General features: G+C 42.2%; 14 protein-coding genes and 1 riboswitch. Of the genes, 9 read left to right on the top strand and 5 right to left on the bottom strand.

Annotation, left to right across the window (positions count from 1 at the left end; translation table 11 throughout):
- Positions 1-71 precede the first annotated feature (71 nt).
- Positions 72-1046, top strand: coding sequence for a glucokinase (locus OO007_RS16065; protein ID WP_325809552.1), 975 nt, complete (start codon positions 72-74; stop codon positions 1044-1046).
- A gap of 159 nt (positions 1047-1205) precedes the next feature.
- Here the strand turns inward: OO007_RS16065 and OO007_RS16070 are convergent, their stop codons facing one another.
- Positions 1206-1715 carry a hypothetical protein gene (locus tag OO007_RS16070; RefSeq protein ID WP_131906644.1) on the bottom strand — a complete coding sequence of 170 codons (510 nt, stop codon included), beginning with the start codon at positions 1713-1715 and terminating at the stop codon, positions 1206-1208.
- A gap of 207 nt (positions 1716-1922) precedes the next feature.
- A riboswitch (TPP riboswitch) is annotated at positions 1923-2061 on the top strand.
- Between the two features lie 69 nt (positions 2062-2130).
- Here OO007_RS16070 and thiC point away from each other — a divergent pair.
- The 6 genes from thiC (at position 2131) to OO007_RS16100 (ending at position 8389) form a co-directional block, all read left to right on the top strand.
- On the top strand, positions 2131-4023 hold the full coding sequence (gene thiC / locus OO007_RS16075; RefSeq protein WP_325809553.1) for a phosphomethylpyrimidine synthase ThiC: 1893 nt from the start codon (positions 2131-2133) through the stop codon (positions 4021-4023).
- Positions 4024-4065: 42 nt separating this feature from the next.
- Positions 4066-5190, top strand: coding sequence for an FAD-dependent oxidoreductase (locus tag OO007_RS16080; RefSeq protein ID WP_325809554.1), 1125 nt, complete (start codon positions 4066-4068; stop codon positions 5188-5190).
- Positions 5187-5393 carry a sulfur carrier protein ThiS gene (thiS, locus tag OO007_RS16085; protein WP_325809555.1) on the top strand — a complete coding sequence of 69 codons (207 nt, stop codon included), beginning with the start codon at positions 5187-5189 and terminating at the stop codon, positions 5391-5393. The genes OO007_RS16080 and thiS overlap by 4 nt, the downstream gene beginning before the upstream one ends.
- Position 5394: 1 nt before the next feature.
- Positions 5395-6243 (top strand): thiazole synthase, encoded by an 849-nt coding sequence (locus OO007_RS16090; RefSeq protein ID WP_325809556.1) that lies wholly within the window; start codon positions 5395-5397, stop codon positions 6241-6243.
- An 81-nt stretch (positions 6244-6324) separates the two neighbouring features.
- Positions 6325-7908 carry a thiamine phosphate synthase gene (gene thiE / locus OO007_RS16095; protein ID WP_325809557.1) on the top strand — a complete coding sequence of 528 codons (1584 nt, stop codon included), beginning with the start codon at positions 6325-6327 and terminating at the stop codon, positions 7906-7908.
- 247 nt (positions 7909-8155) lie between these two features.
- The gene (locus tag OO007_RS16100; RefSeq protein ID WP_131906638.1) at positions 8156-8389 is read left to right on the top strand and encodes a hypothetical protein; all 234 of its coding nucleotides are present in this window, start codon (positions 8156-8158) and stop codon (positions 8387-8389) included.
- 174 nt (positions 8390-8563) lie between these two features.
- On the opposite strand, the gene OO007_RS16105 is transcribed toward OO007_RS16100, so the two are convergent.
- The 4 genes from OO007_RS16105 to plsY all read right to left on the bottom strand — a co-directional run bounded on the left by OO007_RS16105 (position 8564) and on the right by plsY (position 12858).
- A complete protein-coding gene (locus OO007_RS16105) occupies positions 8564-9412 on the bottom strand; it encodes a LysR family transcriptional regulator (RefSeq protein ID WP_325809558.1) in 849 nt (282 codons plus the stop codon).
- A 161-nt stretch (positions 9413-9573) separates the two neighbouring features.
- Positions 9574-11682 (bottom strand): ATP-dependent DNA helicase RecG, encoded by a 2109-nt coding sequence (gene recG / locus OO007_RS16110; RefSeq protein WP_325809559.1) that lies wholly within the window; start codon positions 11680-11682, stop codon positions 9574-9576.
- A 3-nt stretch (positions 11683-11685) separates the two neighbouring features.
- A complete protein-coding gene (locus tag OO007_RS16115; RefSeq protein WP_325809560.1) occupies positions 11686-12231 on the bottom strand; it encodes a TrmH family RNA methyltransferase in 546 nt (181 codons plus the stop codon).
- A gap of 39 nt (positions 12232-12270) precedes the next feature.
- Positions 12271-12858 carry a glycerol-3-phosphate 1-O-acyltransferase PlsY gene (plsY, locus tag OO007_RS16120; protein WP_131906634.1) on the bottom strand — a complete coding sequence of 196 codons (588 nt, stop codon included), beginning with the start codon at positions 12856-12858 and terminating at the stop codon, positions 12271-12273.
- Positions 12859-12900: 42 nt separating this feature from the next.
- On the opposite strand from plsY, the gene OO007_RS16125 reads away from it, so the two are divergent.
- Both OO007_RS16125 and bioC read left to right on the top strand, forming a co-directional pair.
- The gene (locus tag OO007_RS16125) at positions 12901-13785 is read left to right on the top strand and encodes an alpha/beta fold hydrolase (protein ID WP_325809561.1); all 885 of its coding nucleotides are present in this window, start codon (positions 12901-12903) and stop codon (positions 13783-13785) included.
- 73 nt (positions 13786-13858) lie between these two features.
- Positions 13859-14698 (top strand): malonyl-ACP O-methyltransferase BioC, encoded by an 840-nt coding sequence (gene bioC / locus OO007_RS16130; protein WP_325809562.1) that lies wholly within the window; start codon positions 13859-13861, stop codon positions 14696-14698.
- Positions 14699-14710 lie beyond the last annotated feature (12 nt).

Consider the following 14710-nt stretch of genomic DNA (forward strand, 5'->3'; position numbering starts at 1 on the left):
TTAATTGTTTTAGTTGTTTTAGTTGTTTTAGTTGTTTTAGTTGTAAAGAGTAAAGCTATGGATCTTGAAATATGAATGCAAAAGCAAAGTCTAAGCTCCCCGCAAATAAGCGAGTGATTGCCGATATCGGTGGCACCAATGCACGTTTTGCATTGCTAACCAGTAATAAGTTTATTCAAAATGAAAAGGTGTTGGCAGTCGGTGATTATCCTGATTTCGCATCAGCTTATAAGGATTATTTACAGCAGGTTAACAACCCTCAAGTACTCGAAGCAGCGATTGCCATTGCTAATCCTATTGATGGTGATCGTATTAAAATGACAAACCACGATTGGGACTTTTCGATTGAACAAACACGGCAAGACTTATCCCTCGATTCTTTAGTCTTCAAGAATGATTTTGAAGCACTGGCTCTGTCGATTCCACATTTAGCGCGTGAAGATTGCCATCAAATAGGCAGCGGCGAAATCAAACAGGATGCGCCAATTGGTATTCTAGGTCCTGGTACGGGTCTTGGTGTTGCGGGGTTAATATTTTCGGGTGAAGAATGGCTACCATTAGCGGGAGAAGGTGGGCACGTAAGCTTAAGTCCAACGACTCAACGTGAGTGTCAGATACTAGAAACGTGTTGGAAGGAATTTCAGCATGTATCTGCAGAACGATTGATTTCCGGTAGCGGCTTACAACGCCTCTATCTGGCTATCTGTGAGCTTGACCAAGTAGATGCAAAACCGGATTTAACCCCGAAAGATATCTCCCAATATGCGCTTGATCAAACGAATAAACAGTGCGAGGAAACGTTGGAAGTCTTCTGCGCGTTACTCGGTGTAGTGGCAGGAAATCTTGCCTTAACATTGGGAGCCAAAGGGGGCATTTATATCGGTGGAGGGATAATTCCGAAGCTTGGCAGCTATTTTGACAATTCTCTCTTTAGAGAGCGTTTTGAATCCAAAGGCCGTTTTAAGGATTACTTAAAAGATATTCCAGTCTTTGTCATCAAGTCTGAACATCCTGCCTTGGTGGGTATCAGTCAGGTTTTTGATTGATGCGCTTACTTCTACTTCAAAATCCAATCCAAATCCAAATCCAAATCCAAACTCAAACCCCTGAACGATTCACTCGTTAGCTAATTACCCCCCCAAAAAAAGGCCTCAAAGGTGGGGGGTGCCATTTTTACTATGCGCTTAAATATATGTTTCAAACACTTACTTCAGCGATGCTTTAGACCTTGGTAAATTCAATAATAACGCCACCACAATCAAAATTACCGGCAGAATAAATACAGTCAAGGTATCACCGAGTTCTATCTGTTTGGCATTTGCCGCAAGCTCAGCCGGCATATTGGCAAAACTTTTTTCTATCGCATTTTGTTTGTACATGAACTTGACCCAGGCTAAAGCAATTACGATAAGGCCAAAAATATTAAACAGCTTGCGACCACTGTCTAATTTTTTTATCAGTTTAATCCCGATATAAAGCGCTCCTAAGGCAGTAAGCAGGGAAGTGATAGAGAGCGCTATAGTGTATTTGTCTTTGGATGAAAGCGGGCCAGTATCTCCAGAAGCGGCTTGTAAAACCACAATAGTTATTAAACTGAAAACGGTAGCGACAAGAAAAAACACACCAACGAATGCGATAAGAAAACCCAGTGTTCGCGGAATTTCACTGTGTTTTTTTAATGTGGACTTTGACTCTGAATCTCTGGAATTACTCATAAATTTTTTTTCGCAACCAGCAATTAATTACACACATCTTATCGGCTTTTTCAAAATATAGCCTCTCTTTTTAGTTGTAATAAAATCAAACATATAAGTAATAAGAAATAAGAATTATTCTAAGAAAAACGACTTATTTTTCACTAAATGAGATTATTTGTCCCAATAATTAGTTTGACAGAGGTTTATATGAGCTGTTAATGTCCGTATCACTTGTCGGGGTGTTCACCCCTTTATGATTATTTTTCCGTCTTTACGGGAAATATAATGAAGGGATGAGCTGAGATTTTTACCCGTTGCACCTGATACGGTTCATACCGTCGTAGGAAACAAGAAGATAGTATTTTCAACTACCAAATTGGCAGTGAATTTCTAATCCGACAGGTAATTTTTTAATTAAACTGTTGGAGGAAGAATGCTTAAATCTGCGAAAGCTATACCCGCTAGTATTGTCACTAGTGTCACTCGTGAACCACTCTCTGGTTCTAAAAAAATCTATGTAAGCAACGAAGCAAATACCTTTAAAGTCGCTATGCGTCATATCGAGTTGAGCCCGACCTTATTGCGTGGTTCAGGCGATACTGCAGAATATGAGGAAAATGAGCCGGTTCGTGTTTACGATACATCGGGTCCCTATACCGATCCTTCGATTGATATTGATCTTAATAAAGGCTTACCAAAGTTTCGCAAAGACTGGATAGATGCGCGCAACGATACGGTGCAATTAGAAAACTTCAGTTCAGATTTTACCAATCAACGTTTGATCGATGAGCTTGATATCGAGCCTTTTGAAAACAAGCCAAAACCACGTATTGCCGCAGAAGGCAAAAACGTATCGCAGATGCATTACGCTCGTCAAGGCATCATTACTCCGGAAATGGAGTACATTGCGATTCGTGAAAATCTGGGGCGTGCATCAATCCCGCAAGATCAAATTGCCGAATTGACAGCAAAAGGATTGCCTAAAGAAATCACGGCTGAATTCGTGCGCAAAGAGATTGCAGAAGGGCGTGCGGTTATGCCGATGAATATCAACCACCCAGAATTAGAGCCAATGATTATTGGTCGTAATTTTTTGGTGAAAATCAACGCGAATATCGGTAACTCCGCATTAGGCTCATCGATCGATGAAGAAGTTGAGAAGATGGTGTGGTCTACCCGTTGGGGTGGCGATACCGTGATGGATTTATCGACCGGTAAAAATATTCACGAAACGCGCGAATGGATCATCCGTAATTCTCCCGTTCCTATAGGTACAGTGCCAATCTACCAGGCTTTGGAAAAAGTAAAAGGGATTGCAGAAGACCTGACTTGGGAATTATTCCGCGACACACTTATCGAGCAAGCGGAGCAGGGCGTCAGCTACTTTACAATTCACGCAGGTGTGTTGCTTGAATACGTTCCATTAACGGCTAATCGTGTGACTGGCATCGTTTCTCGTGGTGGTTCTATCATGGCTAAATGGTGTTTGGCGCATCACAAAGAAAACTTCCTTTACACACACTTTGACGACATCTGTGAAATCATGAAAGCCTATGATGTAACGTTTTCGCTGGGTGATGGTTTACGCCCCGGTTCTATCGCTGATGCAAACGATGCAGCCCAGTTTGGCGAGTTAAAAACGCTGGGTGAACTGACCCAAAAGGCGTGGAAACATGATGTTCAAGTGATGATCGAAGGCCCAGGTCATGTACCTATGGATAAAATCAAAGCGAATATGGATGAGCAACTGCATCACTGTTACGAAGCGCCTTTTTACACCTTAGGTCCTTTAGTGACTGATATTGCGCCGGGTTACGATCACATCACATCGGGTATCGGTGCGGCTCAAATCGGTTGGTACGGCACAGCGATGTTGTGTTACGTGACGCCTAAAGAGCATTTAGGACTGCCCAATAAAGATGATGTTAAAACCGGGATTATCACCTACAAGATTGCAGCTCATGCGGCTGATTTAGCTAAAGGGCATCCAAACTCACAAGTGCGTGATGATGCGATGTCTAAAGCGCGTTTCGAATTCCGCTGGGAAGATCAGTTCAATATCGGTTTAGACCCTGATACTGCACGCGCTTATCACGATGCAACCCTGCCTAAAGAGTCCGCTAAAGTGGCACATTTCTGCTCTATGTGTGGACCCAAGTTCTGTTCGATGAAGATCACACAAGAGGTACGTGATCAATACGGAACAGGCAGTGAGTATGCAAAACAGCAGGAAGCTGCGGCAGTAGGGATGCAGGAAAAGTCGATTGAATTTGTTAAATTGGGCAGTGAAATTTACAAGCCCGATTTTAATGAAGCTAATAGCTAATCCCAAATTATCAAACTCTATTCCTAAGGTTTAAACGTTTAGATGAAAATAGCAATTATTGGTGCGGGTTTAGCAGGTCGTGTATTGGCATGGCGGCTAAATGAATGTAATCAGGATATAGAAATTACCCTGATCGACCAACATGATCGCCATCATAAAGGCACAGGTCTAGTTGCCGCAGCAATGATTGCTCCTTTTACAGAAGCAGTTACAACCGAAGCCATTACGCAACATTTAGGCGTTAGGTCTTATGAGTTATGGGCGAAATGGTTAGTTGAATTAGAGAGTACAACCCATCAGAAAGTGAGTTTCAATCAGCAAGGAACGTTAGTGGTTTCGCACACTCAAGACGACGCTAGCTGGCAACGGTTTCAGGTTAAGGCTAACGCCATGATTGACGAAAAACATGTGCAGGCATTAGACCAACAACACTTGCATAAGCTTGAGCCAGAATTAGCGCATAATTTTAGTAAAGGTCTATTTTTCCCTGAAGAAGGGGTGATCAATAACCAGACACTTTACCCTGCATTAAATGATTATTTTGACCAATCAAGTGCGATTGAATGGCATGAGTCATTAGAAATCAACTTAGATGAATCTGCCAATTATGGAATCATCGATGGGTTTAACGATTGTGTTTTTGATTACGTTTTTGACTGCCGTGGCAACGGTGCGCGAGCAGATTTAAAACAGCTTCGATCAGTTCGTGGTGAAGTGGTTAGCGTGTATGCACCTGAGGTTAATTTTACCCGTGCCATTAGGCTGATGCATCCGCGATACCCCTTGTATATCGCTCCTCGTGGTGATAATCACTACATTATCGGCGCAACACAATTAGAAAATGATAATGATGGACCGATTACTATAAGGTCAGGTTTGGAATTGTTGTCAGCGCTTTATAGCTTGCACCCGGGGTTTGGCGAAGCACAGATTATCGATATGCTTTCAGGGCTTCGCCCCACATTTAATAATAATTTACCTGAAGTGTTCCAGCAGGGACGATTAGTCCATATCAATGGTTTATATCGTCACGGTTATTTATTTGCCCCAGCACTAATCAACGACCTTATAACACAATTATTTGGAGAGCAGGAGGATGTTTGCTTTCCCCAATTTTTATCCATGAACCCAGTAAATCCATCCGATCTAGCAAGTCAAATATTATGATAAAAGTCAGCATAAACAATAAAGCAGAAACCTTTGAAAATAATCTCACCATTAGCCAGGCACTGATCAAGTTAGGTTATAAAAGTGACGGTATGTTAGGGGTTGCGGTTAATCAGGTGTTTGTTTCTAGAGATCACTGGGAAGAGACACTTTTAAATGATCTGGATAAGGTCGATATCCTAAATCCTGTCAGTGGAGGCTAACATGACTCAACTAAATAATTGCAAAGGCACCCCCCCACTTATAGAGGCTTTTTCTGATAAGCAATCAAGTACATGGAATGTCTATGGCGTTGAATTAAGCAGCCGTTTCTTTATCGGTTCGGCACTTTATCCTTCACCAGAGGTTATGCAGCAGGCGATTAGAGCATCCGGAGCAGAAGTCATTACGCTGTCATTGAGAAGACAGTCCCCAGAAAATAACGGCGGTGGATATTTCTGGGATTTTGTTAAAGACTTGAGTTGCCACTTATTGCCCAATACAGCAGGTTGTCATAGCGCTCAGGAAGCTATCACTATTGCGCAAATGTCGCGCGAAATCTTCGACACAGACTGGGTTAAATTAGAAGTGATAGGTGATGATTACAATCTGCAACCTGATCCCTTTGCTTTGCTTGAAGCGACAGAAATATTGATCAAAGAAGGGTTTAAAGTATTCCCTTATTGCACCGACGATTTAGTCCTCTGCCAACGACTTCATGATCTGGGCTGTGAAGTGATTATGCCTTGGGGATCACCGATCGGCACAGGAAAAGGTCTGATGAATCCTTATGCGCTTAAGATCATTCGCGAACGCCTTCCAGAGGTAAATTTATTGGTTGATGCAGGTATCGGTAAACCTTCTGATGCTTGTCAGGCGTTAGAACTTGGGTTTGATGGCGTCTTATTAAATACAGCCGTAGCCGAAGCGGTGAATCCTGTGATTATGGCGAGTGCGTTTGCCGATGCCATCCGTGCAGGACGAGCCGCATACGAGAGTGGCATTATGCCAGCACGCGAATCAGCAACACCCAGTACTCCAACAATCGGCACACCGTTTTGGCACCAGAGTTAAACAGTGCCATTAGGTAATAGAATAATTATTAGTACTATCGTTTTAATACCGCTATCAAAAACTTAAGCAAGACACGATTCAATGAGCAAAATACTTTTAATAGGTGGCACTGATCCTAGCGGTGCCGGTTTACAAACCGACTGGCAAGTAGCGCATCACCTTGGCGTAAATGCGAGTAGTGTGGTTAGCGCAGTAACTTCTCAAAATAGTGAAGGGGTCTTCGATCAGGGTGTATTAGCTTATTCTCAAATAAAATCACAGTTGGGCAGTGTAAAGTCTGAGCCATTTACCGTGATCAAAATCGGCATGCTGGGCAATGCAGATGCGGTTAAAGCAGTAGTCGAATTTATTGCTTCGTATAATCAATTATTAAAGAGCAAACATCGTAAAGCATTTGTCATTGCCGACCCGGTACTGGCTAGTAGTTCAGGCGGGGCACTGATGGATGAAGCCGGTAAACAGGCATTCCTAACAGATTTATTCCCTCTGATTACACTTATTACTCCCAATAGTGATGAGTTAGAAAGCTTGACCGGAATATCCATTAGTAATGAGCAAGACTTAGAAGCAGCGGCACAACAATTAATTACATTGGGTGCAAAAAATGTATTGGTAAAAGGTGGTCACTTGTATAATGCTAATGATACGAATCAGAGTAATGATCTCTTCGTAAGTGTCGATGGTAGCGCCAACATCAAAGGTGAAGAAGAAAGCTTTTACTTAAGTGGCGAACGCTGGAAAAACAGAAGCAATGTACGCGGTACAGGTTGCTCATTAGCGACAGCTATTGCCTGTCAATTAAGTCTGGGATTTCCTCTGAATGACTCTATCGTTTATGCCAAGGCACTCATCAGTAATGGCATTCGTAATGCAAGCTTGACCGAAAACAACCAGTATAAATTACAGTTTTCTCATTACGATACACATCACCCGTTTGAATTAATGGATATGCCGAAGCTGGTGAAACATGCAGAGATGTTATCTAAGAGTTTTGATTTTGCCTGTTGCGATGCTGTCTCTGATGACAAGCCTGATAACATTATTTGCAACAAAGAACCTAATAATAAACTCGGCATTTACCCCGTTGTTGATTCACTTGAATGGCTACAGAAACTCATTCCGCTGGGTATAAAAACCATTCAACTCCGTATTAAAGATCAACAACCAGATGATGTGGAAGAGGATATTATTGCCGCTATTAAGCTCGCAAAGAAATACAATGTCCGTCTGTTTATCAATGATTATTGGCAGTTGGCGGTTAAACACCAAGCCTATGGTATTCATCTTGGGCAGGAAGATCTGGATGATGCTGATATGGCTAGCATCGCACAATCGGGTTGTCGTTTAGGTGTGTCTACGCATAGCTATACCGAAGTCGCCAGAACACTCGCAATAAACCCTAGTTACATTGCGTTGGGTCCAATCTACGAAACGACCAGTAAAATCATGCCCTGGATTCCACAAGGTGTTACTGCGGTAGAAAAGTGGGTGAATCTCTTAGGTAAGCAATTTCCGCTGGTTGCCATAGGTGGTATCAACTATCAAAGAGCAGCCGATTTAAAACAGACTGGTATTGGATCAGTCGCCATGATTTCCGCCATTATAAAAACTGAAAACTACGAATTAGCGACAGAAGAATTACTCGAACTTTGGGAGGACGTTTAAAGCCAGTTTGATAAAGCTGTCAATTGATTATGGATTCTTTCTACCTGCTTCATACGAATTAATTTCGTTATTACATTAACGATTGATCAAAAACGCTTGTCAATTTGAGCAATATTTTTTGTTATTTATTCTCAATAAATAGTGCAACAATTATTTTATCTCGAAGTTTCAGTACATACATTACAAAAGTACTGTTTAAAAAATCGAGGTTTATAAGCTGTTAATTATTATTTTGGAGAATTGATAAATGGCTAAGAATCAGAAGCACGATTATGAAGATGATTTCGACGACTTTGATGATGACTTTTTAGAAGTATCGGATAATGATTATGATCTGAATTTTAACGATAATAAAACGTCTAGAAAATCACATCGTGCAAAACCCAAGAGAAGCGCTCGTCATCGTATCGAAGACTATTTCGAAAGAAAAGCGATGAAAGATACCGACTGGAATTGGGATTTTGATTACGACTATGACTAGTCGTTAGGACACAACTACAAGTCACCGAATTACCCCTTGAGGGTATCCCCCCGGCACCTGGTTAAGAAACATCGTTTTTTTAAGCAGGTGCTTTCCTATATGTAAAATTTCAATGTGAATGGTTGGATATACTATTAGCACTGCCATTCAGGGCTTTATCCAATCAAAGAGTGTCTAAGCAATAATCGTTTTGATGGTGTTGATAATTTCTGCAATATTTTCATGCACTTCAGTGTCTTTTCTATAAAGCGCATAGAGCTTTCTTTTAAAGATAAAGGCATTTTCAACTTCATAAAGTGGCAGTGCTGGGTCATTTTTCAAAGGACTTAAGTCAGGAAGGTAAGCGGCTCCGCCATTGTCCTTCATGATATCAATCGCCATCAGACCATAGTTTGTGCGCACATTTGAAATCGCCTGATCTTTATATTCCTGTGAATATTCGTATTCAAACGAGACGCCCCAGTCTATTTTTATGTAATTTTTATCCAGTGCTTGTTCGGGTGTTTGGTTCGGTGTGGTCGAAAATAGTTTGATTTCAAATTCAAGCACCTCGTGCGCTTCAATCGAAGGCAATTGAATCGGCTCGAAAACAAAACCTAAATCCAGTGCGCCGTTGATTAATAAGTCCGATACATCATGAGACTGATTGATCATCAAGTTAAAAGCAAATTCAGGTCGTTGATCTTTTATTTCAACAATCCAGTTCTTAAGAAATAAATGCCAGATATCAGCCATACAGGCTATTGAGATCGATAGCTCATATTCATCTGGTAAAGCCACCACTTGTTTGGCCTGATCCCAACCAGTAACAACCATTTCTGCGTATTTAAAGAAACGGTGTGCGGCAGGTGTCGGTTCAATATTGCGTTTATCCCGTGTGAATAAAGCGACGCCTAATCGGTCTTCGAGTAATTTGATACGAGCACTTGCGGCTGATTGTGTAATGAATAATTTTTCAGCGGATTTTCTGAAGTGCCGAGTTTTGTAAATCTCGAGAAAGGTCTTTAGGTGGGAAATATCCATGGGTATAACCGTTAAAAGGGATCAAGATCATCATATTTTCTTGTTCGGCTTAAGTCATTAAAAAACTCATCTAGCTTTGCATAAATTCCAATATCGTTTTTTATAAAACAAAAACGAGTTGTCATTCAAGTAGGGGGGGTGACCTTGTTATTATTCTCACATCAAACGGATGCATAATCCTCAGCGTGTTTTATCCAGCGTTCGATTAAGGGTTCGATATTCTCCGGATATTGCTCTAACATTTGTTTTGCTGCCTGTTGTACTTTTGGCAGTAACATCTGGTCTTCCATCAGGTTGGCAATTCTAAATTGTAATTCGCCAGTTTGGCGGGTGCCAAATACTTCACCGGGGCCGCGAATCTCCAGATCTATTCTGGCTATTTCAAAGCCGTCGTTGCTATTGCGCAATGCTTCCAGACGTTTGCGTGCGTTATCTGATAAGGGTGTTTGATACATCAGTACACAACTACTGGCTTTGCTACCACGACCGACACGTCCGCGTAATTGATGTAATTGTGCCAGCCCTAAGCGTTCTGCATTTTCGATAATCATCAGGGTCGCATTGGGTACGTCTACACCCACTTCAATCACTGTCGTAGCAACTAATAGATGCAATTTACCGGATTTGAATTCAGCCATAATGGCTTCTTTTTCGGCAGACTTCATGCGTCCGTGAACTAATCCAATCTTTAAGTCTGGTAAGGCTTGTTGGAGTAATTCGGTGGTTTCTTCGGCATTTTGTGCTTGCAAGGTTTCTGATTCTTCAATCAGCGTACATACCCAATAAACCTGAGCACCTTCATTACATACCACATCAATTCTTTGCACGATCTCATCACGTCGCGAGTTACTAATAACGACGGTTTTGATTGGCGTTCGACCGGGTGGTAATTCGTCGATAACAGAATAATCCATATCGGCGTAGGTAGTCATGGCTAATGTGCGTGGAATAGGCGTTGCCGTCATGACTAACTGATGTGGATAAATATCTTCTTGTTGGGTTTGGGTCTTACCTTTTTCACGTAGCGATAAACGTTGATGCACACCAAAACGGTGTTGCTCGTCGACGATGATTAATCCCAGTCGTTGAAAATTCACATCATTCTGGAATAGGGCATGCGTACCAATAATTAAATGGCTCGTTCCGCTTTCAGTTGCTGCTAGCGCTTCTCGTTTTTCTGCAACTTTTAGCTTGCCTGATAATAGCGTGACATTAAGACCTAACGGGCTCAACCAGTCGGTAAAGTTCTTGAAATGTTGTTCCGAGAGTATTTCGGTCGGTGCCATCAGCGCTACTTGATAGCCCGCTTCTATGGCTGTTAACGCAGCTGCGGCAGCGACCAGGGTTTTACCCGAACCCACATCACCTTGTACCAAACGACTCATCGGCCATGTTTGCTGCAGATCTTCATCTATTTCTTCGATGACGCGATTTTGCGCATTGGTCAGTTCGAACGGCAAATTATCTTTTAGCCGATTGAAATACGTTGATTTGGTATTAAAAGGGATTCCGTTCGCTTGTTTTTGCTGCTCTCTGAGTTTTCTTAAACTCAGTTGATGCGCGAGTAATTCTTCGAAGATTAAACGCTGTTGCGCGGGGTGATTACGCGCTAATAACTGCGCAACTGAAACCCTAGCTACGGGTTGATGCAATGCTTGCAGTGCATGATTTAAATCGTATAAATGATTATCCGCGACTATTTGATGAGGGATAAGGTCTTCTAGCCCATTGAGGTGACTTAACGCCGCTTGAGCCAATCGTAACAAGCTGCGTTGTTGTAAGCCTTTGGTCGCCGGATAAATCGGTGTCAGTGCTTTGGCTAAGCCACTTTGGGTATTCTGGCTATCAGAACCCGTCAAAATTTTATATTCCGGGTGTACCATTTCACGGCTGGTTTTACCGATGCGCACTTCTCCAAAACATCTGAGTTTGGTGCCACGTGTCAGTGCTTTTTGCTGAGCATTACTAAAGTGGAAAAAACGTAATGTGAGTAAGCCGGTGCCGTCCGAAATGGTACAGATCATCATGCGTCGACCGCGATACACAATTTCCGAGTGTTCGACTTCGCCGATGACCATCACCTCTTGGCCATGCGAGACCGCACCAATCTCATAGAATTGGGTTCTGTCTTGATAGCGCAACGGCAGGTGAAAAAGCAAATCCTGTACTTTTTCGATATCCAGCTTTTCAAGGTTCTCGGCCATTTTGGGGCCGACACCTTTTAATTCGGTTACCGGTGAAAAAAGGCTTATAAGTGGGGGGGTGACCATAAACTACGCTTGGAAGTGCTGGATTAATTCATGGATGGCAATCGCACATGAGGTGGCAACATTCATCGATGAGTTTTCGCCATACATGGGAATATGGACGGTTTGATCGGCAAGGCTGAGTATTTCGTGGGAAATACCCTCATTTTCAGAGCCGATGACTAAACACAGTTTGCTATTTTCAGAGAGGTTTGTTGGTTTGAAGTCTCTGATATCAATGCTAGATTCGGTAATTTCTAAACAGATAATATTGGTGTCTGTGGTTTTCAGCGTGTTGATGAGTGTGTTTGCTGACTCGTGATATTCAAAATCGACATGTTTATCACTGGCGCGTGCCGCTTTGCGAATTTTGTATTTTGGAGGTGTCGCAGTCGTTCCGGTAAGGTAGAGTTTTTCAACACCCAACGCGTCTGCAATCCGGAATAAGCTACCGACATTACCTGCGATATTAATATCATTGGCGAGAATGCAAATAGGAAACTTCTGCGTTTGGCTATCTTCGAGAGGATTAACCTGAGCGCTAGCCTGAGCGTGATCGAGTTGCCTATTCATCCGCATATTTTTTCCGCATACTTTACTGGAATGATCTGACTATTTTTTCTCAGAGATTTTATCTTCTGTACCGTCGATGATTTCAACGATATTGGTACGATGACGCCAGTAGATAATCGCCGTGATTAAGACTAATCCCAGAAACAGATCTAAGGAGCTTGTTACCCAGAAAAAGTAGAGCGGTGCGAGCAGTGTTGCAATCAAGGCAGAAAGAGAAGAGATATTGAAAACCAGTGCGGATATCAACCAGGTTAAAATGACAACAATACCAACGATTGGATTCAATGCTAAATAAACACCTAAAGCAGTCGCAACTCCTTTACCGCCTTTAAAGCCATAATAAATCGGGTATACATGACCAATGAATGCAGCAATACCGACTAATATTAACCAGCCCCAGCTAAGGTCCAGTGCATGACCAATCGCGACGGGAACCAGGCCTTTAAGTAGATCACCTAATAATGTGAAAAAAGCGGCTTTTTTTCCTGCGTAACGCAGTACATTGGTTGCGCCCGGGTTTTTAGAGCCTACGGTCCTTGGGTCAACTTTTCCAAGCATCTTACAGCTAATTACAGCGGTTGATACTGAACCAAGAAAATAGGCGAGAATAACCAGGAAATAAGGCATGATATGACCAAGAAAATGAGTGTCTGAGCAGTGTAGCAAAAAATGAAAAAACTTTTAGTAAAATCATCAGGTTTTGGATCGTCATCAGATTATAGACCCACACTTTTGTTGTTACACGGCTGGGGTATGAACTCAAATGTCTGGAAACCCGTGTTACCGGGGCTGGAGTCACATTATCAAATTCATTTGGTAGATTTGCCGGGTCATGGCATTAATAACGACGTCAACGCAGACTCGATGCAAGACATCGTGGCGCTATTCTCTGATTTGATTGATGAATTGGATCAGGAAAAAGTGCATATCATGGGTTGGTCGTTGGGTGGTTTAATTGCTCAGGCTTTAGCCGATAAAATACCAGAAAAAATACAATCTTTAACCTTGGTGGCTAGCACTTTACGTTTCTCTCAGGATGAAAGTGCAGAAAGTTTGTGGCCGCATGCCATGAGCTTGAAGGTGCTGAATAATTTTGCGATCAATTTACACAAAGATATCGAAGGTACATTGAAGCGTTTTATTGCGTTGCAGTTTATGGGTGTTGCAGGTTCGAAAGAGATTCAGCGCGAACTGATTCAAGATATCTGTCCTGCAGAAGACAAAGCAGCATCTTCAGAAAAAGTGCCTAAAAGTGGGGGGGTGACTAATAGGGTGAAGATTGGAGTAAAGAGTGGGGTGACTTCAGATTCCTTAACATTAGGCTTGAAGCTACTAGCAGAGAGCGACTTCAGAAACAGCGTGAGTCATCATCCACAACTCTGGTTGTTCGCGGGGAAAGACCGATTAATACCGGCTGATGTGATAAATGATTTGAAATCTTTACGTTCTGATGCTCAAATCACGCTCCTTGAGAATGCCGGGCACGCGCCTTTTATGACGCACCCCGATGAATTCGTTAGCGCAGTATCGACTTTTATAGATACTTCAAAGTGATGTTATTAAACAAACAGATGTCTATAAACGAAATAGATGTCATTAAACAAATAAAAGTTGATAAATATTAATCATGTTCGATAAGAAAACCACACGCCTTCACTTTGAACGCGCCGCAGATACCTACGATGCCTCTGCAGTGCTGCAAAAAGAAGTAGCGAATCGACTTTCGGGACGTTTGGATTACATCAAACATTCGCCAAAAACCGTTTTGGATGTCGGCTCTGGTACGGGTTTTATTACTCAGGATTTACTCAAACGTTATCCTAAATCTTCAATAGTCGCGTTAGACCTGGCGCATAGCATGGCAAGCAAGAGCCAACAATTGGGCGGCTGGTTTCGCAAGCCGCTTGCCGTTTGCGCCGATGCCGAACAATTACCACTAAAAGCAGATAGCATAGACTTAATCATCTCTAGTTTAATGTTGCAGTGGAGTAATGATTTAAAACAAACCTTTGCTGGTTTTCACAGTGTATTAGCGCCCAATGGGCTGTTGTTATTCAGTACTCTGGGTCCGGAAACTTTACGCGAGATGCGCGAAAGCTGGGCAACCGTAGATAATGTACCACACACCAGTCATTTTCTGGATATGCATGAAATTGGCGATGCGCTATTACAATCAGGTTTCATCAATCCGGTGACAGATATGGAAATGATTACCATGACCTACACGAATGTGCGCCAGATTATGCGTGATATCAAGCAGATTGGTGCAAATAACAGCCATAGCGGTCGCAGTAAAGGGTTAATGGGTAAGCAAAAATTAAAAGCTTTTGAAACAGCCTACGAGCAATTTAAAACGGATGAGGGTTTATACCCCGCTACGTGGGAAGTCATTTATGGTCACGCCTGGGTGGGAGAAGGTTTAAAACTTGATAATTATGATCATTTTATTCCGATTCAAAAGGTATAATTTCTTCAAAAT

The sequence above is a fragment of the Cocleimonas sp. KMM 6892 genome, assembly GCF_035798195.1.
Lineage (GTDB): Bacteria > Pseudomonadota > Gammaproteobacteria > Thiotrichales > Thiotrichaceae > Cocleimonas > Cocleimonas flava.

What these genes read in the sequence shown, in the direction of transcription:
- OO007_RS16090 (WP_325809556.1), top strand. Translation starts at nt 5,395, where the DNA reads ATGACTCAACTAAATAATTGCAAAGGCACCCCCCCACTTATAGAGGCT.
- OO007_RS16070 (WP_131906644.1), bottom strand. Translation starts at nt 1,715, where the DNA reads ATGAGTAATTCCAGAGATTCAGAGTCAAAGTCCACATTAAAAAAACAC.
- recG (WP_325809559.1), bottom strand. Translation starts at nt 11,682, where the DNA reads ATGGTCACCCCCCCACTTATAAGCCTTTTTTCACCGGTAACCGAATTA.
- thiS (WP_325809555.1), top strand. Translation starts at nt 5,187, where the DNA reads ATGATAAAAGTCAGCATAAACAATAAAGCAGAAACCTTTGAAAATAAT.
- OO007_RS16105 (WP_325809558.1), bottom strand. Translation starts at nt 9,412, where the DNA reads ATGGATATTTCCCACCTAAAGACCTTTCTCGAGATTTACAAAACTCGG.
- OO007_RS16080 (WP_325809554.1), top strand. Translation starts at nt 4,066, where the DNA reads ATGAAAATAGCAATTATTGGTGCGGGTTTAGCAGGTCGTGTATTGGCA.
- plsY (WP_131906634.1), bottom strand. Translation starts at nt 12,858, where the DNA reads ATGCCTTATTTCCTGGTTATTCTCGCCTATTTTCTTGGTTCAGTATCA.
- OO007_RS16125 (WP_325809561.1), top strand. Translation starts at nt 12,901, where the DNA reads ATGAAAAAACTTTTAGTAAAATCATCAGGTTTTGGATCGTCATCAGAT.
- OO007_RS16065 (WP_325809552.1), top strand. Translation starts at nt 72, where the DNA reads ATGAATGCAAAAGCAAAGTCTAAGCTCCCCGCAAATAAGCGAGTGATT.
- thiE (WP_325809557.1), top strand. Translation starts at nt 6,325, where the DNA reads ATGAGCAAAATACTTTTAATAGGTGGCACTGATCCTAGCGGTGCCGGT.
- OO007_RS16100 (WP_131906638.1), top strand. Translation starts at nt 8,156, where the DNA reads ATGGCTAAGAATCAGAAGCACGATTATGAAGATGATTTCGACGACTTT.
- thiC (WP_325809553.1), top strand. Translation starts at nt 2,131, where the DNA reads ATGCTTAAATCTGCGAAAGCTATACCCGCTAGTATTGTCACTAGTGTC.
- bioC (WP_325809562.1), top strand. Translation starts at nt 13,859, where the DNA reads ATGTTCGATAAGAAAACCACACGCCTTCACTTTGAACGCGCCGCAGAT.
- OO007_RS16115 (WP_325809560.1), bottom strand. Translation starts at nt 12,231, where the DNA reads ATGAATAGGCAACTCGATCACGCTCAGGCTAGCGCTCAGGTTAATCCT.